Source organism: Micromonospora sp. NPDC048930, from assembly GCF_043197935.1.
Taxonomy (GTDB): domain Bacteria; phylum Actinomycetota; class Actinomycetes; order Mycobacteriales; family Micromonosporaceae; genus Micromonospora.
This window is the reverse complement of the sequence record NZ_JBICUB010000002.1, coordinates 185,416-208,908: the sequence shown is the minus strand read 5'-3', so window position 1 is coordinate 208,908 and position 23,493 is coordinate 185,416. Positions and strand designations below refer to the sequence as shown.

General features: G+C 72.2%; 21 protein-coding genes. 8 read left to right on the top strand and 13 right to left on the bottom strand.

Annotation, left to right across the window (positions count from 1 at the left end; all coding sequences use genetic code 11):
- Window positions 1-43: 43 nt before the first annotated feature.
- A complete protein-coding gene (locus tag ACGFI9_RS06315) occupies window positions 44-670 on the bottom strand; it encodes a DedA family protein (RefSeq protein WP_393175606.1) in 627 nt (208 codons plus the stop codon).
- A 493-nt stretch (window positions 671-1,163) separates the two neighbouring features.
- Here ACGFI9_RS06315 and thrS point away from each other — a divergent pair, with 493 nt between their 5' ends.
- The gene (gene thrS, locus ACGFI9_RS06310; RefSeq protein WP_393176630.1) at window positions 1,164-2,396 is read left to right on the top strand and encodes a threonine--tRNA ligase; all 1,233 of its coding nucleotides are present in this window, start codon (window positions 1,164-1,166) and stop codon (window positions 2,394-2,396) included.
- 109 nt (window positions 2,397-2,505) lie between these two features.
- On the opposite strand, the gene ACGFI9_RS06305 is transcribed toward thrS, so the two are convergent.
- The 4 genes from ACGFI9_RS06305 to ACGFI9_RS06290 form a co-directional block, all read right to left on the bottom strand.
- Complete coding sequence (locus ACGFI9_RS06305) at window positions 2,506-4,581, bottom strand: ABC transporter ATP-binding protein (protein WP_393175604.1); 2,076 nt, start codon at window positions 4,579-4,581, stop codon at window positions 2,506-2,508.
- A complete protein-coding gene (locus ACGFI9_RS06300; protein ID WP_393175602.1) occupies window positions 4,578-6,311 on the bottom strand; it encodes an ABC transporter ATP-binding protein in 1,734 nt (577 codons plus the stop codon). The genes ACGFI9_RS06305 and ACGFI9_RS06300 overlap by 4 nt, the downstream gene beginning before the upstream one ends.
- On the bottom strand, window positions 6,305-6,826 hold the full coding sequence (locus ACGFI9_RS06295; RefSeq protein WP_393176628.1) for a MarR family winged helix-turn-helix transcriptional regulator: 522 nt from the start codon (window positions 6,824-6,826) through the stop codon (window positions 6,305-6,307). Before ACGFI9_RS06295 ends, ACGFI9_RS06300 begins: the two co-directional genes overlap by 7 nt.
- 95 nt (window positions 6,827-6,921) lie before the next feature.
- Entirely contained in the window at window positions 6,922-7,365 is a 444-nt protein-coding gene (locus ACGFI9_RS06290; RefSeq protein ID WP_393175600.1) for a DoxX family membrane protein, read from the bottom strand.
- 87 nt (window positions 7,366-7,452) lie between these two features.
- Here ACGFI9_RS06290 and ACGFI9_RS06285 point away from each other — a divergent pair, with 87 nt between their 5' ends.
- The gene (locus ACGFI9_RS06285) at window positions 7,453-8,001 is read left to right on the top strand and encodes a TetR/AcrR family transcriptional regulator (RefSeq protein WP_393175598.1); all 549 of its coding nucleotides are present in this window, start codon (window positions 7,453-7,455) and stop codon (window positions 7,999-8,001) included.
- A 39-nt stretch (window positions 8,002-8,040) separates the two neighbouring features.
- Here the strand turns inward: ACGFI9_RS06285 and ACGFI9_RS06280 are convergent, their stop codons facing one another.
- Together ACGFI9_RS06280 and ACGFI9_RS06275 are read right to left on the bottom strand one after the other, a co-directional pair.
- Entirely contained in the window at window positions 8,041-9,480 is a 1,440-nt protein-coding gene (locus ACGFI9_RS06280) for a GuaB1 family IMP dehydrogenase-related protein (RefSeq protein WP_393175596.1), read from the bottom strand.
- 157 nt (window positions 9,481-9,637) lie between these two features.
- Window positions 9,638-11,389, bottom strand: coding sequence for an acetyl/propionyl/methylcrotonyl-CoA carboxylase subunit alpha (locus ACGFI9_RS06275; protein ID WP_393175594.1), 1,752 nt, complete (start codon window positions 11,387-11,389; stop codon window positions 9,638-9,640).
- A 132-nt stretch (window positions 11,390-11,521) separates the two neighbouring features.
- Here ACGFI9_RS06275 and ACGFI9_RS06270 point away from each other — a divergent pair, with 132 nt between their 5' ends.
- The 4 genes from ACGFI9_RS06270 to ACGFI9_RS06255 all read left to right on the top strand — a co-directional run bounded on the left by ACGFI9_RS06270 (window position 11,522) and on the right by ACGFI9_RS06255 (window position 15,336).
- Entirely contained in the window at window positions 11,522-12,133 is a 612-nt protein-coding gene (locus ACGFI9_RS06270; protein WP_393176626.1) for a PadR family transcriptional regulator, read from the top strand.
- A gap of 120 nt (window positions 12,134-12,253) precedes the next feature.
- Window positions 12,254-13,213: an ATP-binding cassette domain-containing protein gene (locus ACGFI9_RS06265; RefSeq protein WP_393175592.1), complete on the top strand. Its 960-nt coding sequence runs from the start codon at window positions 12,254-12,256 to the stop codon at window positions 13,211-13,213.
- 23 nt (window positions 13,214-13,236) lie between these two features.
- On the top strand, window positions 13,237-13,992 hold the full coding sequence (locus ACGFI9_RS06260; RefSeq protein ID WP_393175590.1) for an ABC transporter permease: 756 nt from the start codon (window positions 13,237-13,239) through the stop codon (window positions 13,990-13,992).
- Between the two features lie 66 nt (window positions 13,993-14,058).
- A complete protein-coding gene (locus ACGFI9_RS06255; RefSeq protein ID WP_393175588.1) occupies window positions 14,059-15,336 on the top strand; it encodes an MFS transporter in 1,278 nt (425 codons plus the stop codon).
- A 223-nt stretch (window positions 15,337-15,559) separates the two neighbouring features.
- Here the strand turns inward: ACGFI9_RS06255 and ACGFI9_RS06250 are convergent, their stop codons facing one another.
- From ACGFI9_RS06250 to ACGFI9_RS06230, 5 genes are all read right to left on the bottom strand, one after another.
- Window positions 15,560-16,213: an O-methyltransferase gene (locus ACGFI9_RS06250; protein WP_393175586.1), complete on the bottom strand. Its 654-nt coding sequence runs from the start codon at window positions 16,211-16,213 to the stop codon at window positions 15,560-15,562.
- A 9-nt stretch (window positions 16,214-16,222) separates the two neighbouring features.
- Entirely contained in the window at window positions 16,223-16,879 is a 657-nt protein-coding gene (locus ACGFI9_RS06245; RefSeq protein WP_393175584.1) for a Maf family protein, read from the bottom strand.
- 10 nt (window positions 16,880-16,889) lie between these two features.
- Window positions 16,890-17,981 carry a type VII secretion-associated serine protease mycosin gene (gene mycP / locus ACGFI9_RS06240; RefSeq protein WP_393176624.1) on the bottom strand — a complete coding sequence of 364 codons (1,092 nt, stop codon included), beginning with the start codon at window positions 17,979-17,981 and terminating at the stop codon, window positions 16,890-16,892.
- A gap of 1,435 nt (window positions 17,982-19,416) precedes the next feature.
- Window positions 19,417-19,869, bottom strand: coding sequence for a hypothetical protein (locus tag ACGFI9_RS06235; RefSeq protein ID WP_393175582.1), 453 nt, complete (start codon window positions 19,867-19,869; stop codon window positions 19,417-19,419).
- A gap of 87 nt (window positions 19,870-19,956) precedes the next feature.
- Window positions 19,957-20,169 carry an acyl-CoA carboxylase subunit epsilon gene (locus tag ACGFI9_RS06230; protein ID WP_393175580.1) on the bottom strand — a complete coding sequence of 71 codons (213 nt, stop codon included), beginning with the start codon at window positions 20,167-20,169 and terminating at the stop codon, window positions 19,957-19,959.
- Between the two features lie 91 nt (window positions 20,170-20,260).
- Here ACGFI9_RS06230 and ACGFI9_RS06225 point away from each other — a divergent pair, with 91 nt between their 5' ends.
- Window positions 20,261-22,213, top strand: coding sequence for a protein kinase (locus tag ACGFI9_RS06225; RefSeq protein ID WP_393175578.1), 1,953 nt, complete (start codon window positions 20,261-20,263; stop codon window positions 22,211-22,213).
- A gap of 85 nt (window positions 22,214-22,298) precedes the next feature.
- Window positions 22,299-22,529 (top strand): hypothetical protein, encoded by a 231-nt coding sequence (locus tag ACGFI9_RS06220; RefSeq protein WP_393175576.1) that lies wholly within the window; start codon window positions 22,299-22,301, stop codon window positions 22,527-22,529.
- Window positions 22,530-22,602: 73 nt separating this feature from the next.
- Here ACGFI9_RS06220 and ACGFI9_RS06215 read toward each other — a convergent pair whose 3' ends face one another.
- A complete protein-coding gene (locus ACGFI9_RS06215; RefSeq protein WP_393175574.1) occupies window positions 22,603-23,355 on the bottom strand; it encodes a GH25 family lysozyme in 753 nt (250 codons plus the stop codon).
- Between the last annotated feature and the right edge of the window lie 138 nt (window positions 23,356-23,493).

Below are 23,493 nucleotides of genomic sequence, written 5' to 3'. Positions count from 1 at the left end.
GATGTGTCGGCTCAAGCCGTGGGGGTGTGGCGCGGCCGGCTGGTTAGCGCGTTGCGGTCGGTTCTTTGGCCGGGGTCTCGGTGCGGGAGTTGCGGGCGCTGATCGCGGTCATCGCCCAGCCGGCCGCGGCGAATCCGGCCGCCGCCACCGCGCCGATCACCACGAGCCGCCACGCCGACTCGGTCAGCGCCGTGCCGCCCAGGTGGCCGACCAGGGTGCCGTAGCTGGCCCAGGCGATGGCGGCGGCGGCCTCGTAGGGCAGGAAGAGGCGGTACGGGTAGCGGCTGCGGCCGGCCGAGAAGCAGGCGGCCATCCGGCCACCGGGCACGAAGCGGCAGAGCAGTATCACCAGCGGACCCGGCTCGCGCAGCCCCCGGGTGACCCGGGCGGCGGCCCGGCGGGCCCGCCCCGGCATGACGTGCCGGGCCTGCCGGCGGTCCGGGGCGCTGCGGCCCAGCAGGTAGCAGGCCAGGTCACCGGCGAAGACGCCGAGCGCGCCGACCGCGATGGTGAGCGGCAGGCTCAGCCCGCCGTAGACGGTCAGCGCACCGCTGGTGATCATGACGACCTGGGTCGGCACGACCGGCACGAACGCGTCGGCGGCCAGCAGCGCCAGCAGCACCAGGTACGCCCACGTGGGTGACGCGACGTCAGAGATGAGTTCGGGCACGACCGTCACCTCGCCGGATTCCCCCGATGAACCGGTCCGAGCCTGACGGCGTGTCCGGCGTCACCGCAGACAGCCCCGGCCGGTGGTGACCGCCGACACGGCAGGGCCACCCATGGAAAACGAAGTGGGACCGCCGGATGTGACGCACCGCCGGCGCCGGGGCGGGCGGCGGATCGCCGATCCGCGGCGTACCGTTGGCGGGACGCGACCACGTTGGCGCCGGGTCCCCCGTTCCTGGCGACCGGGTCGCGGCGGGTCGCCGGCAGGTCCCGAGCCGGCGACCCGCACCCTCCCTCCTCAGAGCCCGCGCGACAAATCCGGGTGCGCCCGCCGAGCCGTCGCGCGTACCGTCGCGGCATGCGCAGCGCGGTGGTGACCACGACGCCGGGAATCCCCGGCGCGCCGCACTGACGTATCCGTCGACGAGGCCCCGGGGCGAACCGCCCCGGGGCCTCGCGGCGTTCCGGGCCAGCTCGCCTCCGGGTCGTACCCGATCAAGGAGAGCGACATGATCGACCACCGCAGGCTCGGCCGGGAGCTGGAGCTGTTCGTCTCCGACCCCCTCGCGGGCGCCGGGCTGCCCATCTGGCTGCCGGCCGGCGCCGCCGCCCGGCACGCCGTCGAGGAGTACGTGCGGGACCTGGAGCGCCGGGCCGGCTACCGGCACGTCTACTCCCCGCCGCTGGGCAAACGGGAGCTGTTCGAACTCTCCGGCCACCTCGGCCACTTCGCCGACGACATGTTCCCGCCGATGCGGCTCAGCGCCGACGACGAGTTCGTGCTGCGCCCCGCGCTCTGCCCGCACCACGCGCTGGTCTACCGGGCCCGCGGCCGCTCCTACCGGGACCTGCCGCTGCGGGTCGCCGAGATCGGCGGAATGTACCGGGCGGAGCGGTCCGGGGTGCTCGGCGGGCTGTCCCGGGTACGCGCCATCTCGCTGAACGACTCGCACAACTTCTGCGCGCTGGAGCAGGTCGGCGACGAGGTACGCGAGATCCTCCGGCTGATCCGCGAGGCGCACGCGGCGCTCGGCGTGCGGCCGGCCGGGTTCCGGCTGTCGCTGCGCGGGCCGGGGGAGAAGTACGTCGGCGACGACGCCCAGTGGGCGCGGGCGGAGGAGTTGCTCCGCGCCGCGCTCGACGGGGTCGACTACCACGAGGGCCCCGGCGAGGCCGCCTTCTACGGCCCGAAGATCGACATCCAGATCGCCGACGCGGCCGGCCGGGAGTCGACCATCTCCACCATCCAGCTCGACTTCGACAAGCCCGAGAAGTTCGATCTGTCGTACACCGACGCGGACGGCGGCCGGAAGCGGCCGGTGATGGTGCACCGGAGCCTCGTCGGCAGCATGGAACGGCTCTTCGCGTACCTGATCGAGGTGCACGCCGGAGCCTTCCCGGCCTGGTACGCCCCGGTGCAGCTGGTGCTGCTCCCGGTCGACGACGGCCAGGCGGAGGCCGCCCTGGACCTGGCCCGCCTGGCCGAGGCGGCCGGACTGCGGGCCGAGGTCGACCATGCCGGTTCGCTGGGTGCCCGGATCCGCGACGCGGCCCGCCGGAAGGTGCCGTACGTCGGGGTGGTCGGCGCCCGGGAGGCGGCCGACGGTTCCGTCTCCCTGCGCCTGCGCGACGGGCGTGGGCTCGACCCGATGCCCGCCGGCGACGCGTTGCGGCTGATCGGCGCCGTGGTGGCGGCCCGCTCGGCCGAGCTGCTCCCGCCGGCCTGACCGCCGGCGCACGGCCCCGGCCGGGTCGCCGTGCCCGGCGGTGTCCGGCGGACCCGGCTCCCCGCCCTGGTGGCGGGGAGCCGGGGCCGGGCCGCTCGTGGCGTCCACGTCAGCGCCCGGCCGACGCCGCCGCCGGCCTCCCGGGCGGCCCGGCGGCCGGCAGCGGCCCGGGCGCCTCCTCGTCGATCGCCGCACCGGCGAACTGCGACCGGTAGAGCCGGGCGTACGCGCCGTCGGCGGCGAGCAGCTCGTCGTGGGTGCCCTGCTCGACGATCCGGCCCTGCTCCATCATCAGGATCAGGTCGGCGTCGCGGATGGTGGAGAGCCGGTGCGCGATGACGAAACTGGTCCGGTCCGAGCGCAGCGCCGCCATCGCCCGCTGGAGTAGCACCTCGGTACGGGTGTCCACCGAGCTGGTCGCCTCGTCGAGGATCAGCAGCGACGGCTCGGCGAGGAACGCCCGGGCGATGGTGATGAGCTGCTTCTCGCCGGCGCTGACGTTGCTGCCTTCCTCGTCGATGACCGTGTCGTACCCGTCCGGGAGGCTGCGCACGAAGCGGTCCACGAAGGTGGCCCGGGCCGCGGCCAGGATGTCCTCCTCGGTGGCGTCCGGCCGCCCGTACGCGATGTTGTCCCGGATGGTGCCGCCGAAGAGCCAGGTGTCCTGGAGCACCATGCCGATCCGGCTGCGCAGCTCGTCCCGGGGCATGCTGCTGATGTCCACCCCGTCCAGGGTGATCCGGCCGGCGTCCAGCTCGTAGAACCGCATGATCAGGTTGACCAGGGTGGTCTTGCCGGCCCCGGTCGGGCCGACGATGGCCACCGTGTGCCCGGGCTCGGCCACCAGCGAGAGGTCGTCGATCAGCGGCTTGTCCGGCGCGTACCGGAAGGAGATGTGCTCGAACTCGACCCGGCCGGTGACCCGCGGCGGCGCGGGTCGCTCCGGGGTCTGCTCCTCGGCGTCGAGCACCTCGAAGACCCGCTCGGCGGAGGCCACCCCGGACTGGAGCAGGTTCGCCATCGAGGCGATCTGGGTGAGCGGCTGGGTGAACTGCCGCGAGTACTGGATGAACGCCTGCACGTCGCCGAGGCTCATCGACCCGGAGGCCACCCGCAGCCCGCCGACCACCGCGATGGCGACGTAGCTGAGGTTCCCGACGAACATCATCGCCGGCATGATGATCCCGGAGATGAACTGGGCCCCGAAGCTGGCCCGGAACAGCTCCTCGTTCTTCTCCGCGAAGGCGGCCTGCACCTCGCGCTGCCGGCCGAAGACCTTGACCAGCTCGTGGCCGGTGTACGCCTCCTCGATCAGGCCGTTCAGCTCACCGGTGTGCCGCCACTGGGCGATGAACCGGCGCTGCGAGCGCTTCGCGATCTGCTGGGTGACCACCACCGACAGCGGCACCGCCACCAGGGCCACCAGGGCCAGCAGCGGCGAGATCCAGAACATCATGACCAGTACGCCGACCACGGTGAGCAGCGCGCTGAGCAGTTGGCTGAGCGTCTGCGACAGGGTCTGCGAGATGTTGTCGATGTCGTTGGTGACCCGGCTCAACAGCTCGCCGCGCGGCTGCCGGTCGAAGTAGGGCAGCGGCAGCCGGTTGAGCTTGTCCTCCACGTCGGCGCGCAGCTTCAGCACGGTCCGCTGCACCAGCCCGTTGAGCAGCCAGCCCTGCCACCACATCAGCAGGCTGGCGCCCAGGTAGAGCGCGAGCGCCAGCGTGAGCGTGCGGCCCAGCGCGGTGAAGTCGATGCCCGCACCGGGCACCACGTCCATCCGGGCCAGCATGTCGGCGAAGTTGTCGTTGCCGGCGGCCCGGGCCGCGGCCACCGCCTGTTCGGCGGTGGTGCCGGCGGGGATCTGCCGGCCGATCACCCCGGCGAAGATGAGGTCGGTGGCGTGGCCGAGGATCTTGGGACCGGTCACGCTCGCCCCGACGCTCGCCACGGCCAGCGCGATGATCGCGCCCAGCTGCAGCCGGTGCGGCCGGAGGCGGCCCAGCAGCCGCCGGGCGGACGGCCCGAAGTTCATCGACTTCTCCGCCGGCATGGCGGCGCCCATCCACGGCGGGCCCCCGCCGCGCCGTCCGGCCGCTCCGGCCGCCGGCAGCCGGTTCGGCGCCCGCCCGTCGGCGGCGGCCTTCGGGTCCGGGGCCGGCTTCTGCCCGGGTACCGCCGTCATGCCGCCACCTCCGCGGTCTGCTGGGACGCCACGATCTCGGCGTACGTCGGGCAGTTCTTCAGCAGTTCCTCGTGTCGTCCCATGCCGACGACTCCCCCGTCCTCGAGCACGATGATCTGGTCGGCGTCGACGATCGTGGAGACCCGCTGGGCCACGATCAGCACCACCGCGTTCGCGGTGACCGGCTTCAGCGCGGCCCGCAGGCGGGCGTCCGTGCCGAGGTCGAGCGCCGAGAACGAATCGTCGAAGAGGTAGATCTCCGGTTTGCGGACCAGCGCGCGGGCGATGGCGAGCCGTTGCCGCTGGCCGCCGGAGACGTTCGTGCCGCCCTGCGCGATCGGCGCGTCCAGCCCACCCGGCATCTCCGCGACGAAGTCGCGGGCCTGGGCGATCTCCAGCGCCGCCCAGAGTTCGGCGTCGGTCGCGTCCGGGTTGCCGTACCGGAGGTTGCTGGCGACCGTGCCGGTGAACAGGTACGGCCGCTGCGGCACCAGGCCGATCCGGCGCCACACCTCGTCCGGTTCGAGCAGCCGCACGTCCACCCCGTCGACCAGCACCGCGCCGTCGGTCGGGTCGACCAGCCGCGGGATCAGCGTGAGCAGCGTGGTCTTGCCGGCACCGGTGGACCCGATGATGGCCGTGGTCCGGCCGGGGCTGGCCCGGAACGAGATGTCTTGCAGCACCGGCGCGCTGGCCCCGGGGTACTGGAAGGAGACGTCCCGGAACTCCAGCTCGGCCCGCCGGGTCATCGCGATCATCGGCTCGACGGGCGGCAGCACCGACGACTCGGTGTCCAGCACCTCGACGATCCGCTCGGAGCACACCGCGGCGCGCGGCACCATCATCAGCATGAAGGTGGCCATCATGACCGCCATCAGGATCTGCATCAGGTACTGCAGGAACGCGGTGAGCGCGCCGACCTGGATCTGACCGGAGTCCACCCGGCCGGCCCCGAACCAGAGCACCGCGACGCTGGAGACGTTCAACACCAGCATGACCACCGGGAAGATCAGCGCTTGGAGCCGGCCGACCCGCAGGGCGGTGGCCGTCAGGTCCTCGTTGGCGGCGGCGAAGCGCTTCGTCTCGTACGGCTCGCGGACGAAGGCGCGGACCACCCGGATGCCGGTGATCTGCTCGCGCAGCACCCGGTTGACCGTGTCGATCCGGGTCTGCATCAGCCGGAAGCCCGGCACCATCCGCCGGGTGATCAGGCCGAGCGCGACCGCCAGGACCGGTACGCAGACCAGCATCAGCCAGGACAGCCCCACATCCTCCTGGAGCGCCATCACCACGCCGCCGACGCTCATGATCGGCGCGGCCACCAGCATGGTGCAGCTCATCAGCACGAGCATCTGCACCTGCTGCACGTCGTTGGTGTTCCGGGTGATCAGCGAGGGCGCACCGAACCGGGCCACCTCCCGGGCGGAGAACCGGTTGACGTGGCGGAAGATGCCGGCCCGGACGTCCCGGCCGAAGCCCATCGCGGTCTTCGCGCCGAGGTAGACGGCGGTGATCGAGCAGGCGATCTGGAGCAGGCTGACGACCAGCATCCAGCCGCCCGTACGCATGATCTGACCGGTGTCGCCGACGGCCACGCCCCGGTCGATGATGTCGGCGTTGAGGCTCGGCAGGTAGAGCGAGGCCATCGTGCCGACGAACTGGAACGCCACCACCGCGGCCAGCAACCGCCGGTACGGGCGCAGGTGGGTACGGAGCAGACGAATCAGCACGGACGGCTCCCCGATGGGTTCTCGGTGTTGGGCTCGCTGTCCCGGTTCAACCGGCGAAGGTCTCCATCGGACATGGTCGTGATGATTTCCGTGAGGAATTCCCGCACCACCGCCCTCTTCGCCGGATCGGCGTCGACCGAGGTGAGTGGGCGGTCGCTGTGGATCAGGTCGATGATCGCGAGGGCCTTCTCCCGGCCCTTGTCGGTCAGGGCGAGCTGCACGCTGCGCCGGTCGTGGGGGTTCTGCCGCCGGGCGACGAAGCCGTCGCGTTCGAGCGTGTCCACGATGCCGGTCAGCGTCGCCGGCCGGACGAAGCACCGCTCGGCCATTTCCCGGTGCGTGCTGTCGCCCGCCCGGAGCAGAATGAGCAGCACCCGCATCCCGGCCGAGGTGAGGCCGTGGTGTTCGGCGAGGTACCGACCCCAGTGCTGTTCGACGACGTGGCCGGCGATCGAGATCAGCCGGCCGAGCGGCGCCTGGCGCAGGGCGTCGGGGAACGTGACGAGCGGTCCCATCTTCACGGTCGTTAGATTAGCCCCCGGACCGTCAGGGCCCAAACTAATTTCCGGAACCCGTCCGGCCGGGTGTGCGGCCCGGCCGTCGGCACCCGTCAGGCTCCGAACGCCACCGCGAGGGCGGCGGCGACGAACACGACCTGGAGCGCCGTCCGGACGCCGATCGGGGTGACCGGGCGGCCGGCCAGGGTGAGCCCGCGGCGGGCGGCCGAGACGTTGGCCGGGAACATGGCCAGCATCAGCGCCGCCAGGCCCGCGGCGGCCGGGCGGGCGGTGGCCGGCACGAGCAGCCCGAGCGCGCCGACGAGTTCAAGCACGCCGGTGAGCGTGACCAGCACGTCGGGTCGGGGCAGGCCGGGCGGCACCATGGCGATCAGGTCGGCGCGGCGGGACAGGAAGTGGGCCGAGGCGGTCAGCACGAACATCAGCGCCAGGCCCACCCGCAGGGCGGGGTGCCAGCCGTCGAGGGCGGCCACTCCGAGCAGGCCGGCGGTCCGGGCTGCCGCGGTGCCGGCGAGCAGGGCGATCAGGGGTGTCATCGGTGCGCCTCCCGAGGAGCGAACTTGTCGTCGACAAGATTCCGTCCCGGGGAGCCATCTTGTCAATGGCAAGTTACAGTGATGCGCATGACCCAATCCCGCGCGTACCACCACGGCGACCTGCGCCGCGCCCTGCTCGACGCGGCGGTGGAGGTGATGGCGGAGTCCGGGCCGGCCGCCCTGAGCCTCCGCGACCTGGCCCGTCGGGCCGGCGTCTCGCACGCCGCCCCGGCCCACCATTTCGGCGACAAACGGGGGCTGCTGACCGCGCTCGCCGCGCAGGGGTTCGAGCTGCTGGGCGAGGCCCTGCGGGGCGCGGGGGACGACCTCGTGGAGACCGGGGTGGCGTACGTCGGGTTCGCGGTCCGGCACCGGGCGCACTTCGAGGTGATGTTCCGTCCCGACCTCTACCGCGCCGACGATCCCGAGGTGGTGGCCGCCCGCAACCGGGCCGGCGAGCTGCTGCGTACCGGCGTGTCCCGGCGCACCGGGCGAGGTCCGGACGTCGACTCCCTGGCGGCCTGGTCGATCGTGCACGGCTTCGCGACGCTCTGGCTCTCCGGCGCCCTGCCGCCCCGGGTCGGCTCCGACGCCGAGGCCGCCGCCCGTACGGTGATCAGCCGGCTCTTCCCGTGACGGGCCGGGCCCACGCCGGCGCGATGAGGGCCCGCCCGGTCACCAGCTGGTCGGCAGCGGCATGCCCTCGGTGTAGCCGGCGGCGCTCTGCACGCCGACCAGGGCGCGCTCGTGGAACTCCTCCAGGCTGCGCGCGCCGGCGTAGGTGAAGGCGCTGCGCACCCCGGAGATGATCTCGTCGATCAGATCCTCCACGCCGGGCCGGGCCGGGTCCAGGTACATCCGCGCCGAGGAGATGCCCTCCTCGAAGATCGCCTTCCGGGCCCGGTCGAACGCGCTGTCCTCAGCGGTACGGGCGCTGACCGCCCGGGCCGAGGCCATGCCGAAGCTCTCCTTGTACCGCCGGCCGTCCGGCTCCGTGTAGAGGTCCCCGGGGGACTCGTAGGTGCCGGCGAACCAGGACCCGATCATCACGTTCGAGGCACCGGCGGCCAGGGCCAGCGCCACGTCCCGCGGGTGCCGTACGCCGCCGTCGGCCCAGACGTGCCGCCCGAGCGAGCGGGCCGCCGCGGCGCAGTCGAGCACCGCGGAGAACTGCGGCCGGCCGACGCCGGTCATCATCCGGGTGGTGCACATCGCGCCCGGCCCGACGCCCACCTTGACGATGTCGGCGCCCGCCTCCACCAGGTCGCGTACGCCCTCGGCGGTGACCACGTTGCCGGCCGCGACCGGGACCGCCGGGTCGAGCTTGCGGACCGCCCGCAGCGCGGAGATCATCCGCTCCTGGTGGCCGTGCGCGGTGTCCACCACCAGGGTGTCCACCCCGGCCTCCAGCAGGGCTGCGGCCTTGCCGGTCACATCGCCGTTGATGCCCACCGCCGCGGCGATCCGCAGCCGGCCCTGGCCGTCCACCGCCGGCTTGTAGAGGGTGGCGCGCAACGCGCCCTGCCGGGTCAGCACGCCGATCAGCCGCCCCTCGGCGTCCACCACCGGGGCGAGCCGGCGCCGGCCCGCGGAGAGCCGGTCGAAGCCGGTACGCGGATCCGCGTCCGCCGGCACGGTGTGCAGCTCGGTCGACATGACGTGCCGGAGCTGGGCGAAGCGGTCCACCCCCACGGTGTCCGCCTCGGTGACCACGCCGAGCGGCCGGCCGGCCTCGTCCACCACGATCACCGCGCCGTGCGAGCGCTTCGGCAGCAGGTGGATCGCGTCGCCGACGGTGTCGGTCGGACCGAGGGTGATTGGCGTGTCGTGCACCAGGTGCCGCTGCTTGACCCAGGCGACGACGTTGGCCACCACCTCGATCGGGATGTCCTGCGGGATCACCGCGATCGCGCCGCGCCGGGCCACCGTCTCGGCCATCCGCCGGCCGGCGACCGCCGTCATGTTCGCCACCACCAGCGGAATGGTGGTGCCCGTGCCGTCGGCCGTGGCCAGGTCGACGTCGAGCCGGGAGCCCACCTCGGAGCGGTTGGGCGCCATGAAGACGTCGTTGTAGGTCAGGTCGTGCGCGGGAACCGCGCCATGAAGGAACCGCACCCGAACATCATTCCTGCTCGCGGCCGGTCCCGCCGCCGCTGGTGGCCCAAACCACCCCGCCGCCCGCCCGCGGCCCCGGCCGCGGGCCGCACGCGACAGGGGGCCGGAACGACGATCGACCCGGTGGGGTACCGGGTCGATCGGGGTGCGGTGCGGGTCAGGAGATCGTGCAGATCGCCGCGCCGGCGGTGATCACCGCGCCGACCTCGGCGGAGAGGCCACTCACGGTGCCCGCCTTGTGGGCGTGCAGCGGCTGCTCCATCTTCATCGCCTCCAGGACGACGACCAGGTCGCCCTCGGCGACGGTGTCCCCGTCCGCTACGGCGATCTTGACGATGGTGCCCTGCATCGGGGAGGTGAGCGCGTCGCCGCTGACCGCGGCGCCGGCCTTGGCCCCACCGCCCCGGCGGGCCGGCTTCTTCGTGGCGGGCGCGGCGGCCGCCGTACCCCCGCCCAGGCCGGCGGGAAGGCTGACCTCGAGCCGCTTGCCGCCCACCTCGATCACGACGGTCTCGCGCTCGGCCGGGCCCTCGACGGCGCCGGGGGTGGCGGTGAAGGCCGGCACGGTGTTGTCGAACTCGGTCTCGATCCACCGGGTGTGCACGGTGAACGGCTCGGCGGTGAACGCCTCGTCCCGGACCACCAGCCGGTGGAAGGGCAGTGCGGTGGCCATGCCCTCGACGACCATCTCGTCCAGCGCCCGGCGGGCCCGCTCCAGCGCCTCGGTACGCGTCTCACCGGTGATGATCACCTTGGCGAGCAGCGAGTCGAAGTTGCCGCCGATCACGTCGCCGGCCGAGATGCCGGTGTCGACCCGGACGCCCGGGCCGCTCGGCAGCCGCAGCGCGGTGATGGAGCCCGGGGCGGGCAGGAAGTTGCGGCCGGGGTCCTCGCCGTTGATCCGGAACTCGATGGCGTGCCCGCGCGGGGTCGGGTCCTCGGTGAAGCGCAGCTTCTCGCCGTCGGCGATCCGGAACTGCTCGCGGACCAGGTCGATGCCGGCGGTCTCCTCCGTCACCGGGTGCTCCACCTGAAGCCGGGTGTTGACCTCCAGGAACGAGATGGTGCCGTCCGCGCCGACGAGGTATTCCACCGTGCCGGCGCCGTGGTATCCGGCCTCGCGGCAGATCGCCTTGGCGCTGTCGTGGATCTGCCGGCGCTGCGCCTCGGTGAGGAACGGCGCCGGGGCCTCCTCGACCAGCTTCTGGTGCCGGCGCTGGAGCGAGCAGTCGCGGGTACCCACGACGATCACGTTGCCGTGCTGGTCGGCCAGGACCTGCGCCTCGACGTGGCGGGGCTTGTCCAGGTACCGCTCGACGAAGCACTCGCCCCGGCCGAACGCGGCGACCGCCTCGCGGGTGGCCGACTCGAACAGGTGCGGGATCTCCTCCATGGTGCGGGCCACCTTGAGCCCGCGCCCGCCGCCACCGAACGCCGCCTTGATGGCGACCGGCAGGCCGTGGTCGACCGCGAAGGCCATCACCTCGTCGGCGTTGCCGACCGGGTCCGGGGTGCCGGGGACCAGGGGAGCGCCGGCGCGCTGGGCGATGTGCCGGGCGGTCACCTTGTCGCCGAGGTCGCGGATCGCCTGCGGGGTCGGACCGATCCAGGTCAGCCCGGCGTCGATGACGGCCTGGGCGAAGTCGGCGTTCTCGGAGAGGAAGCCGTAGCCGGGGTGCACCGCGTCGGCGCCCGACCGCGCGGCGACGTCGATCAGCTTGTCGATGCGCAGGTAGCTGTCCGCGGCGGTGTCGCCGCCCAGGGCGTACGCCTCGTCGGCGAGGGTGGCGTGCAGGGCGTCCCGATCGGAGTCCGCGTAGACGGCGACGCTCGCCAGGCCGGCGTCGCGGCAGGCCCGGATGACGCGGACGGCGATCTCGCCGCGGTTGGCGATGAGTACCTTGCGCACCTTGTGGCTCCTCCCGGGAGGTCGATGCCGGGAGTGTATCGGCCAGCGATTCGACCCTAACGATCGCTCAGTGTGGGATGCCGCACTGTAGTCAAATTTGGCTATTACGCTTGTCCGGTGTCGGCAACGCGAATGATGATTCTGGGTCTCGTCAGGTGGATGCAGCCGGTGCACGGCTACGACGTACGCCGTGAGCTGCTGAGTTGGAGCGCGGACAGGTGGGCCAACGTGCAGCCGGGCTCGATCTATCACGCGTTGCGCAAGCTGACCGACGAGGGCCTGCTGCGGGCCGTGTCCACGGAGCAGGTCGGCGCCCGCCCCGCGCGCACCAGCTATGCGGTGACCGCCAAGGGCGAGGAGGAGTTCGAGACCCTGCTGCGGGCCCAGTGGTGGCAGCTGCACGAGACCCCGGACCCGTTCGTGGCGGCGTTCTCCTTTCTGCCGGCGATGCCCCGGGAGGAGGCGGCGGCGGCGCTGCGGAACCGGGCCAACCTGATCCGTGCGGGCATCGAGTCGATGCGCGCCTCGCTGGAGTCCGACTGGATCCGTAACCGCAAGCCGGTGCACGTCGGCTGGATGTTCGAGCTCTGGCTGGCCCGGGCCGAGGCGGACATGGCCTGGTGCGAACGCGTCGCGGAGCGGATCGAGTCTGGAGTGTCGTACCTGCCTGCTGGACTGGAGCGGGCCGAGGGGTGGTCGGGGTGGCAGGACGCCTCCGCGCCCGACGGCGAGGACGCGGATTAATCAACGTTGACCATAAGAGCTATATCGCGATAGCCTCAGCGCGAGCCGCGCGGGAGAGGTGCGCCCCGTCGCGGACGATCGGCGGCCGGTGACGTCCGGCCCGGACGACCAGGAGCAGACATGATCGAGACCAGAGGGCTGCGGAAGTCGTTCCGCTCCCGCGCGGGTCGCGAGACGAAGACCGTGGACGCGGTCCGGGGGGTCAACCTCGAGGTCGCCGAGGGGGAGATCTTCGGTTTCCTCGGCCCCAACGGCGCCGGCAAGACCACCACGCTGCGGATGCTCGCCACCCTCATCGAGCCGGACGGCGGCGAGGCCACCATCGCCGGGGCAGACCTGCGCAAGGACCCGGCCGAGGTCCGCCGCCGGATCGGGTACGTGGCCCAGGGCGGCAGCACCTGGGACGAGTCCACCGCCCGCGAGGAACTGGTGCTCCACGCCCGGCTCTACGGCATCGCCAAGGCCGAGGCGCACCGGCGCGCCGCCCGCGCCCTGGACGCCTTCCAGCTCAGCGAGTACGCCGACCGCAAGTGCAAGACCTACTCCGGCGGCCAGCGCCGCCGGGTGGAGATCGCGCTCGGCATCATCCACGAGCCGAAGATCGTCTTCCTGGACGAGCCGACCACCGGCCTCGACCCGCAGAGCCGCGCGCACATGTGGGACGAGATCCGGCGGCTGCGCACCGAGGGCATGACCGTCTTCATCACCACGCACTACCTCGACGAGGCGGACGCGCTCTGCGACCGGATCGCGATCATGGATCACGGCGAGGTGGTGGCGGAGGGCACGCCGGCCGAGCTGAAGCGGGAGATCTCCGGCGAGGTGGTGCTCGTCGGCCTGGACGCCGCCACCACCCCGCGCGCCGCCGAGCTGCTCGACACCGAGGCGTACGTGAACAAGCTGGAGACCGCCGACGAGGGCGGCCTGCGCCTCTACGTCGACGACGGCGCCACCGCCATCCCGCAGGTGCTGCGCCGCCTCGACGGCGCCGGGCTGGACCTGCGCTCCGTCGAGCTGCACCGCCCCAGCCTCGACGACGTGTTCCTCACCAAGACCGGCCGCTCGCTGCGCGAGTCCTGAGCACTGACAACCGGAGAGATCTCATGAAACTCGCCCGCGACACCTGGCTCATCTTCCAGCGCCAGATCCAGCTGCTGCTGCGCAACCCGGTCTGGGTCTTCGTCGGCGTCTTCCAGCCGGTGATGTACCTGCTGCTCTTCGCCCCGCTGCTCAAGCCCGCGCTGAACGCGCCCAGCCAGGCCGAGGCGTACAAGATCTTCGTCCCCGGCCTGCTGGTCCTGCTGGCCATCTTCGGCGGCCTGTTCCAGGGCTTCGGCCTGATCGCCGAGCTGCGCGCCGGCGTGATCGAGCGCTCCCGGGTCACCCCGGTCAGCCGGCTCGCCCTGCTGCTCGGCCGCTCGCTGCGCGACGTGGTCTCGCTGGTCGTGCAGGCGGTCATCATCACCCTGCTGGCGCTCCTGTTCGACCTGCGCGTCTTCATCGGGTACCTGCTCCTGGCGTACCTGATGCTGGCCCTGATCGCGCTGATGACCTCGGCCGTCTCGTACGGCGTCGCGCTCAAGGTCAAGAGCGAGGACGCCCTCGCCCCGCTGATGAACACCGTCGCCCAGCCGGTGCTGCTGCTCTCCGGCATCTTGCTGCCGCTGACCTTCGCCCCCGGCTGGCTGCAGGGCGTCGCCAAGTGGAACCCGTTCTCCTGGGCGGTCGACGGGACCCGGGCGCTCTTCGCCGGGGACCTGAGCAACGACCGGGTCTGGCAGGGACTGTCGATCATCGCGGTGCTCGCGGTCGCCGGCGTGGTCTGGGCCGCCCGGCAGTTCGCCCGCAGCGTCCGCTGAGCCGGCGGAGAGAGCTGCCTCTCACCTGGGGCGGGGCACCGGGCCTGCCCGCGTAGCGTAAGGCCGGTGCCCCGCCTCACCCATGACAAGACGACCTGGCTGACCTACGCCCAGCTGGGCCTGTGGGGCTTCTTCCTCTACGGGTTCGGCCCCGTCGTACCGCTGCTCCGTGACGACCAGGGCACCAGCGCCGCCGTCGCCGGCCTGCACAGCACCGGCATCGCGGTGGGCGCGCTGCTCGGCGGGGCGCTCTTCGCGCCGGTCGCCCGCCGGCTCGGCCGGGGCCCGGCGATCTGGCTCGGCCTCGCCGGCGTGGCCGCCGGCGTCGCCGCCCTCGGCCTGCTCCGGCCACTGCCCGCCACCATCACCGCGGTCGCGGTGATCGCCACCTTCGGCATGATGGTGGTCAGCGGGGTCAACGTCGTGCTCGTCGCCCACCACGGGCCGGCCGCGCCTGCCGCGCTCGCCGAGGCCAACGCCGCCTGCGCCGGCATGGGCATCCTCGCGCCGCTGGTCATCGGCGCATGCGTCGACGCCGGGCTCGGCTGGCGGCCGGTGATGGCCGTCGAGGTCGGCCTGATCGCGCTGGTCGCCCTCGCCGCCCTGACCTTCCGGGTACGCCTGCCGAAGGCCGCCCGCTACGACAACTCCAGCTCAGCGCGTCTGGCGCCGCGCAGTGACCTGGAGCCGACGGCTGCCGCGGCTGCCGCCCACCGGGACGGGGTGACCGGGTCGACGGCGCGCCTGCCCCGGGCGTACTGGATCGCCTGGCTGCTGATGGCGGTGACCGGCTCGATCGAGGTCTGCCTGTCGCTCTGGACCGCCGACGTGCTGCGTACCCATGCCGGGTTGAGTGCCGGCGGGGCCTCCGCCGCCGTCGCCGCGATCGTCTGCGGAATGTTCGCCGGCCGGCTGGCCGGCGGCCGGTTCGCGCTGCGCTGGCGGCCGGTGCCGCTGCTGCTCGGCGCGCTGACCGTCTCCCTGGCCGGCTTCGCCCTCTTCTGGTCCGCCCCGGTCGGCTGGCTGGCGGTGACCGGTCTGGTCGTGCTCGGGCTGGGCAACGCCCTGCACTACCCGCTGGCGATCTCCATCGCCCTCGCCGTGGCCGGGCCGGCCGCCGACAAGGCGGCCGGCTGGTCCTCGTACTCGATGGGGGTGGGTTTCGGGATCGCGCCGGTCGCGCTCGGCTGGGTGGCCGACGGCGTCGGACCCCACCTGGCCTTCCTGCTGCTGCCCGCCTTCATCGCGGTGGCCCTGCTGCTCACCGGCCGCCTCGGCCGCGCCCTGCGCGCACCGCGCCCAGCCGACGAACCCACCGACGACCCCGCCCCGGTCCCCGCCTGATCCCCGCCTGGCCCGCCGGCCCGCGCTTGACCGCGCTTGACGGCGGGTGGCCGCGTCGCGTTTGGCCGCGCTTGATCGACTCGCGTTGCGGCAGTTCGCGTCTTCCCGTCCACCGGATGCCCCGCCATGCCGCATCCCGGGTGGCCCATCACGGCTGGCGGCGCAAAATCGCCGAGCTGGCGGTATCAGCGGCGCTGGGACGCCGCCACCTCGGCGAGCTGGCTCAGCGCACGCGGGCGAGGGTGACCCCGTCCGCGATGGGGAGCATGACCACCTCGACGCGGACGTCGGAGAGGACCTCGTCGTTGAACGCGGCGATCGCCCGGTCGTCGGCGTTCTGCGGGGCGAGCACCCGGCCACCGCGCAACGTGTTGTCCACCGCGACGACCCCACCCGGACGCATCCGGGGCACCAGTTCGTCCCAGTAGACCGGGTAGCCCACCTTGTCCGCGTCGATGAACGCGAAGTCCAGGTACCGCTCCCGGGGCAGCTCGCGCAGCGTCTCCGCCGCCGGGCCGATACGCAGCTCGATCCGGTCCTGCACGCCGGCCCGCGCCCAGTACCGCCGGGCGATGCCGGTGTATTCCTCGGAGATGTCGAAGCAGGTCAGCCGGCCGCCGTCGGGCAGCCCCCGGGCGATGGCCAGGGAGGAGAGCCCGGTGAACGTGCCCACCTCGACGGCCTGCCGGACGCCGAGCAGTCGGGTGAGGAAGGTCAGGAACGCGGCCTGCTCCGGCGCGACCTGCATGCCCGCCTGCGCGGGAAGGGCAGCCCGGGTCTCCTCGGCGAGCTCGCGGACGACCTCGTCCGGGGCCGAACCGTGCGCGACGAGGTACGCGTGCAGTTCCGGGGTGAGTGGCAGCGGTTTGGTGGTCATGAGTGGACGCTAACCGAGATGTTCGATCTCCTGGCCCCCCGGCGCGACCTTCGTCCACAGGTCGGTGACGCTCAGCTCCAACTCGCCGAGGAGCGTACGCAGCAGCGGCAGGGAGAGCCCCACCACGGTCCCCGGATCACCCTCGATGCCGGTCAGGAACGCCCCGCCCAGCCCGTCGATGGTGAACGCCCCGGCCACCGCCAGCGGCTCGCCCGTGCCCACGTAGGCGGCGATCTCCTCGTCGCTGACGTCGGCGAAGTGCACCGTGGTCGAGGCGACCCCCTCCGCCCGCGACTCGTGGGTCACGTCGATCAGGCAGTGCCCGGTGTGCAGCACCCCGCTGCGCCCACGCATCCGCTGCCAGCGGCGGGTCGCGTCCGCCGCGTCGGCCGGCTTGCCGAGGATCTCCCCGTCGAACTCCAGCACCGAGTCGCAACCCAGCACCAACGTCCGCTCGTCCGGCGTGGCCCGCAGCCGCCCCAGCACCGCCTGCGCCTTCAGCCGGGCCAGCTCCAGGCACAGCTCCTCGGCCCGGTCACTGACCACCTGCGACTCGTCGACGCCGCTCACCAGCACGTCGGGTTCGATCCCGGCGGCCTGGAGCAGCTTGCGGCGGGCGGGACTCTGCGAGGCGAGCACGAGGCGCAGCGGTACGGAGGTCAACACCCCACCGACGCTACCGGCTGGTCCTTGGCGGCGGGTCGTCGGCACGGCGACGCCGGCGCCAGACGACGTACCCCCCACCGGCCGCCACCAGCACACCCAGCGTCGCCAGCCCGCGCGCGGTCGCCCCGCCGCCGCCACCGGCGCCTGTCTGCTCCGCCCTGGTCGAAGGGGGTGCGGTCACCGTCGACGACTCGAAGCCCAGCGGGGGTACGTCCGCGGTGAGCGCGGCGACCAGATCGATGACCCCGTAGCCGTACTCGTCGTCGCGGCCGGGCGGACCCTTGTCGATGGCGGTCGCGGTCAGGCGGTGGGCGACTTCCTGGGCGGGCAGGTCGGGGTATTTGGAGCGGACGAGGGCAGCGGCACCAGCAACGATCGCCGTGGCATCAGAGGTGCCGGTGCCGACCCGGTAGGTGCCGTTGATACTCGTGCTGTAGATGTCGACCGCAGGCGCCACCACATCGATCTGCGGACCCGTGACCGAGATGGCAGCGTGGTTCCCGTTCCTGTCGACGCCCCCGACAGCGATAACCCCAGGCTCGCTCGCCGGGTATCCGACGTTTAGATCGGCGGGAACATTTCCCGCTCCCGCCACCACTACAATGTTTGCCTGTAGGGCCGCCCTTACTGCCTGTTGCATACGGGCGGTTGCGCTGGCGACAGCGGAGATGCTGATTACGTCCGCCCCGCGAGTTATAGCGAATTCTATTCCGGCTGCCAGATCGTCTGTGTTTTCACCGTCGCTCGCTTGTTTGCCTCGGATTGGAAGTATCTTTGCCTCGGGCGCTATTCCCAAGGCGCCTGCGCCTTCAGCTCTGCCGTGCGCGGCAATTAATCCAGCCATCCCAGTTCCATGGCCATCGGAGTCTTGACGGCCGTCGGCTGTCGTATCTACTGTTAAATCGACGCCGGCAAGCAAGTTTCTCCGCAGATCTGGGTGCGGTGCCACGCCTGTGTCTGGAACGGCCACTGTGACGCCGGCTCCCCGATTTATTTTTTGCGCTTCTTCCACCTTCAAATAGCGCAGATGCCACTGATTGTCTCGAATATCTGCAACAAAAGGAGATGGTGGCGCTGCGAATGCGGGAGCTGTCGTAGCCAGTGCTGTTACGTATATAGCTGCTGTTGTGACGACAGCTTGAGCTACAGAACCTCTCACCTATCGAACCCAATGGCTGGGCCGGGGTCGATCGGGCCCTTGTCGTCGGGTGGGCGGACGATAGGGGGTACGCCTTCCTCAGTCTCCCATGGATGATCTGGATCCCATGGCCGAGGGCAATGGTCGCCGCGAGACCCCCTCGGAAAGCGACTGGGAGTGCTGCTGCCCGGATTGCCCGACGTCGGCGAGCCGCCGATTGGAGTGATGCCGTGGGGGCCAGCAAGTTGGGAGGCTCTTCCCGCACCGGGCCGGGAACCAGCGGCACCTGCCGGTGCGGTTCCTGCCGCCCCGCCACCGATGACTCCACCAACCGGATTCACACGACGGGGCGGGACCACCGATCCTGGCTGGCCCAGGTTGCTCCCAGGCGGGCCGCCGATCAACCCGCCGAACGGCTGGGATTTGACGGGGTTGTTAGGGAGAAGACCGTTCGTGCTTCCTGAATTTGGTCGGCTGGGGGGCGCCTTCGGTTCGCTGAGATGGCTTGGCGGCGTGGGTCGGCCTGCGGGACCTCGGAGCGCGGGAAGGGAAGGCGGGGTCCCGAGGCTTGGCTGAGGCATCGGGGACTGAGGTGGCGCGAGAGGGGGTGCGCCTGGGTGAGTAGGTGCCAGCGCCGGCCCGGCCCCACCGAGGATGGGACCGATGCCGGGTGCCACAGGAGCCGATATGGACTGCCCTGGGGTTGTTGGCCGGCTAAGGCGTGCGGTCGTGCCGGACACGGCTATAGGCACAGGCATGACGGGTGGGATGACAGGCGGCTGCGCTGACGGCTCCGACGGCCCTGATGGATGGTCGATGCTGGGCCACGCCCGTTGTGGCGGTTGGCGGAGCATGGCTTGGGCTTGTTGGAGTTCGCCGCTCAAGCCCGACATCAGGTTCCGGGCCTGAACGTTCAGCCGCTCCAGGTCCGCGTCCGTCACCGGTGACTGGGCCGGCAGGCGGCTGCCGGCCACCGCGTTCGGGTCGGCGGCGATCTCCTCGTACGCCTGCTTCTGCTGGAGTTTGGCCGCGTACTCGTCGTGGAGGGGCTTGAGTTCGGCGCGGGTGCTGCCGATGGCGCGGGTGGCGGCGGCGAGCGCGTCGTAGTTGGCGGCGGCGGCGTCGTGGGTGCGTTGCACCTTGTCGATGAGCTGGTCCAGTTCGCCGATGTACGCCCGGGCGGCGGCGTTGGTCTCCGGCGGCCACGCCTCGGCGAGCCCCCGCCGGTACTCCCGGAGGCGGCCGAGGTGGGCCAGGGCGAGGTCGCAGATCTTGCGCCAGCCGGCGACCTGCTTCCACTGCCCGGTGGTGTCCTGGTCCTGGAGGCACGCCCACATGCTGTTCACGTCCATCAGGCGCCAGTCGGTGAGGCCCGAGGTGCGGCCGCTGCCCCGTTCGATCACGGCAGCACCACCGGCCCGTCCTCCGGCCCGGTCGGATCGTGCAGCGGCGGTGTGGGGCGGGGCATGGTTGTGGTCGGCCGGGCGAGCGCCCGTTCGACGTCGGCGACGCGGGCCGCGGTGAAGGCATCCGAGTGCTGGTATTTGCTGGCGATGAGGCCGGCGGCCTCGGCCAGGTGGCCGGTGGCGGGGACCATGCCCCACACCACCTGGGCGGCGGCCGTCTGGGTCTCGTGGTGCGCCTGGAGGAACTGCACCAGCTCGACGAACGCGTCGGCCGGGTTGGGGATCTCCGCCTTCAGGTCGTCCGCGATGTACGACAGGTGCGGCGCGTAGTTGCGCGCGACCTCGTCCTGGAGCCGGTCGGCGAACTCGCGCATCTGCCGGATGTCGGCCTCGATGCCGCCGTAGCCGCGCAGCCAACCCGCCGGCTGGTTCTCCTCGGGGATCATCGACCCTCCTGCCTGTCACCGAGCCGTTTCCCTGAGTGAGGTTAACGGCTCGCGGCGGATACCGGCAGGGGCGTACTCCGAGAAGGGTCAGCGGGGCAGGCCGGAGGCGCGCCACGCGCCCGGACCGGCGACGGGCGCGGCGCCCGCCGGACGGGCGCTGCGCGCCCAGTGCGAGACGGTGGCCGGCGCGGGGGCGGCCGTCGGTCGGGTCCGCACGACGATCGCGCCGACCAGCGCGGCCAGCTCCTCGGCGGTGGGCACCCCGCGGACGATCCGGAACAGCGGCTCTTCGGCAGACATGCCTTCAGGGTACGCGTCGAGAACTTGACCTTCGCCGCACAGTGGCGTGCCGGCGGTGTGCGGGTTGAGGCTGCCGGGTACCGTCTCAGCGATGTCTAACGCGCTTCCCCAACTTGTCGCCGACCGGTACCGGCTCATCTCGCCGCTCGGGCAGGGCGGCATGGGTCGGGTGTGGAAAGCGCGTGACGAGGTGCTGCACCGGGACGTGGCGATCAAGGAACTCGTCCCGCCGCCCAGCCTCACCCCGGAGGAACGCCGGGAGATGCGCGAGCGCTCGCTGCGGGAGGCGCGGGCGATCGCCCGGCTCAACAACATCAACGTGGTCCGCATCTTCGACGTGCTGCGTACCGACGGCGATCCGTGGATCGTCATGGAGTACGTGCCGTCGAAGTCCTTGCAGGACACCATCGCCGAGGACGGCCCGGTGTCGCCGGCGAAGGCCGTCGAGATCGGCCTCGGGGTGCTGGGCGCGCTGAAGGCCGCGCACAAGGCCGGCATCATGCACCGCGACGTCAAGCCGGGCAACGTGCTGCTCGGCAACGACGGCCGGGTGGTGCTCACCGACTTCGGCCTGGCCACCATCCCGGGCGACCCGAACGTCACCCGCACCGGCATGGTGCTCGGCTCGCCCGCGTACATCGCGCCGGAGCGGGCGCGGGACGGCACGGCGGGTCCGGAGGCCGACCTCTGGTCGCTGGGCGCGACCCTCTACGCGGCCGTGGAGGGCAAGTCGCCGTACGCCCGGCCGTCGGCGATCGCCACCCTGGCCGCGCTGGCCACCGAGCCGCTGCCGCCGCCGAAGAACGCCGGGCCGCTCAAGCCGGTCCTCCAAGGGCTGCTGCGCAAGGACCCGGCCGAGCGGATCACCGCCGACGTGGCGGAGCGCCTGCTCCGCAAGGCCGCCGGCCGGCGCGCGAAGAGCATCTCGCTGCTGGACGGCGTACGCCGGCCGGGGCCGAACGGTCCGCGCGAGCCGCGCCCGCCGCTGGTGCCGCCGCCGCGCCCCACGGACGAGCGCTCCGCGCGGCCGTCCACCCCGCGCGTGTTCGCCCCGGGTACGGCGGCTGCGGGGGCCGCCGTCGGGGCGACCGACTCCGCCGACGCGGCACCGACCGCGAAGGTGAGTCCGCCTGCGGCCGAGCCGACCACGAAGCTCGACCCCACGCCACCGCCGGCCGTCGACGACACCCGGGTGGACGATCCCTCCCCGGCCCTCGACGAGACCCGGGTGGACGACGCGCCGGCCGTCCCGAACACGCCGCCGTCTCCGCCGAAGAACCCGACCTCCGTCCTGGCCGCGCCGGTGAGCCCGGCGCCGTCGACCGGCCGGGCCGCGGTCATTCCGGGTACGAAGCCGGAGCGCAACCGCCGCAACCTGCTGATCGGCGCGCTGGTCGCGCTGCTGCTGCTCGGCCTCCTGGTGGCGGTGCCGCTGCTCAACCGCGGCGACGACAAGGGCGACGACGGCGGGCAGCCGGCCGCCGCCACGACGGGTGCCCCGGCCCCGACCAGCGCCGCACCCACCTCGGCCGCCCCGAGCAGCGCAGCCCCCAGCCCGACCCCGTCGGCGACCCCCTCTGCCACCGGCTTCGCCCTGCCGGCGGGCTGGCAGTTGTACGAGGGGCCGATCGGGTTCAAGGTGCCGATCCCGAAGGGGTGGAAGGCGAGGGTGCGCTCCGCCGACAACTCGGTGGTGCTGTACGAGGTCGGTGGCGCGAACCGAGTGCTGCTCATCCAGTGGACGCCGACGCCAAAGAAGGACGCGGTCGCGGACTGGCAGCAGCAGGAGCCGAACCGCGCGAGCCGCGTGGACAACTATCAGAACTTGGGAATCAAGCGCTGCGACTGGTACCGGACCTGCGCGGACTGGGACTGGTTGGAGACGCGGGACGGGGTTCGCTTCCACGTCCGCAACCGCGGCGTGGCCACCGCCAGCAACCGGGGCTATGCCCTGCGCTGGGAGGTGCCCGCGAGTTCCTGGGAGGCCGACCTGGCGAGCTGGAACACCATCATCAAGGGCTTCCAGCCGGACCGGGAGAACTGAGTCGGGGACTCCCGCTGTGAAACTGGCTCGCATGGCCTTCCGTCGTACGGGGTACTGAACCCGCGACGACGGAAGGAGGTACGACATGGGCCACCGACACAAGGACACCGGGCCCCGGCTGGCACTGTGGATGCTGGTCGCGCTCGGGGACATCGTCCTGCTGCTGGTGAGCGCGGGTCTGTCCGCGCCGGTCGCGGTGCTCACGGTCGTGGCCCTCGTCGTCGCGGGGGTGGCGACGTGGCGGCTGGCCCGGTGGACCACCCTGACCGGGCGGGGCGCCGTCCCCGTGTCGGCCGGCCCGCGACGCAGGGCCTGACCAGGCAGCACAGACGACGGCGGCAGCCGGACCGGGTGGTCCCGCTGCCGCCGGTCGCTGTCGTGGCTGGGGATCAGGCGGTGTTGTTGGCCAGGGCGATCAGGCGGGTACGGTCGCCGTTCCAGTAGTCGCGGTCGACGCTGCCGCTGATGCCGGAGACCGAGCCGCTGGCGGTGTACTGCCAGAAGCTCCAGACGGGGGCGCCGGCGGGCAGGGTGCCCGGGGAGGTGGACCAGCGGGCGATCCAGAGGGGGTGGTTGGCCCAGGGGCCGGTCCAGCTGCCGGTGCACTGGTTCCACCAGCTGGTGGTGGTGTAGATGACCGCGTAGCGGGTGGTGCGGGCCTTGTAGCGGTTGAGGAAGTCGCTGATCCAGGTGCGCATCCCGGAGGTGGTCAGGCCGTAGCAGTAGCCGCCGCTGTAGGGGTTGGCCTCCAGGTCGAGGGCGGCCGGCAGGGTACGGCTGTCGGCGGACCAGGCGCCGCCGTTGCTGGCCAGGTAGTCGGCCTGGGCCGCGCCGCCGGAGATGTTCGGCCGGGCGAAATGGTAGGCGCCGCGGATCACGCCGGCGTAGTAGGCGTTGGTGTAGTTGGAGTTGAAGGCCGGGTCCTTGTAGCTGGTGCCCTCGGTGGCCTTGATGAAGGCGAACTGGATGCCGGCGTTGCGCACGCTGGTCCAGTTGATCGTGCCCTGGTAGTGGGAGACGTCGATGCCGGGGGTGGTAGCCGCGGCCGCCGGTCCGGCGGTGGCGACGAGGGCCGCCGCCGCGGTGGCGACGACGGTGAGACCGGCGGCGAGCAGCCGGCGTACGGACAGTCTACGGACCATTGAAGCCTCCATGGACGTCAATTGATTGACGACCATACTTGGAGGTAACTACCCAAGATCACAAGAGGGCTTAAAGAAATTTTCATCGACGGTCATCGTCGCCCGGATGTCTCATCGAGCACGGGATCCGGACGATTG

Bases quoted from the DNA above. Each gene is read 5' to 3' on its own strand.
- ACGFI9_RS06295 (WP_393176628.1), bottom strand. From the start codon at position 6,826: ATGGGACCGCTCGTCACGTTCCCCGACGCCCTGCGCCAGGCGCCGCTC.
- ACGFI9_RS06290 (WP_393175600.1), bottom strand. From the start codon at position 7,365: ATGACACCCCTGATCGCCCTGCTCGCCGGCACCGCGGCAGCCCGGACC.
- ACGFI9_RS06225 (WP_393175578.1), top strand. From the start codon at position 20,261: ATGTCTAACGCGCTTCCCCAACTTGTCGCCGACCGGTACCGGCTCATC.
- ACGFI9_RS06250 (WP_393175586.1), bottom strand. From the start codon at position 16,213: ATGACCACCAAACCGCTGCCACTCACCCCGGAACTGCACGCGTACCTC.
- ACGFI9_RS06305 (WP_393175604.1), bottom strand. From the start codon at position 4,581: ATGACGGCGGTACCCGGGCAGAAGCCGGCCCCGGACCCGAAGGCCGCC.
- ACGFI9_RS06270 (WP_393176626.1), top strand. From the start codon at position 11,522: ATGATGATTCTGGGTCTCGTCAGGTGGATGCAGCCGGTGCACGGCTAC.
- ACGFI9_RS06265 (WP_393175592.1), top strand. From the start codon at position 12,254: ATGATCGAGACCAGAGGGCTGCGGAAGTCGTTCCGCTCCCGCGCGGGT.
- ACGFI9_RS06220 (WP_393175576.1), top strand. From the start codon at position 22,299: ATGGGCCACCGACACAAGGACACCGGGCCCCGGCTGGCACTGTGGATG.
- ACGFI9_RS06230 (WP_393175580.1), bottom strand. From the start codon at position 20,169: ATGTCTGCCGAAGAGCCGCTGTTCCGGATCGTCCGCGGGGTGCCCACC.
- ACGFI9_RS06215 (WP_393175574.1), bottom strand. From the start codon at position 23,355: ATGGTCCGTAGACTGTCCGTACGCCGGCTGCTCGCCGCCGGTCTCACC.
- ACGFI9_RS06260 (WP_393175590.1), top strand. From the start codon at position 13,237: ATGAAACTCGCCCGCGACACCTGGCTCATCTTCCAGCGCCAGATCCAG.
- ACGFI9_RS06285 (WP_393175598.1), top strand. From the start codon at position 7,453: ATGACCCAATCCCGCGCGTACCACCACGGCGACCTGCGCCGCGCCCTG.
- ACGFI9_RS06235 (WP_393175582.1), bottom strand. From the start codon at position 19,869: ATGATCCCCGAGGAGAACCAGCCGGCGGGTTGGCTGCGCGGCTACGGC.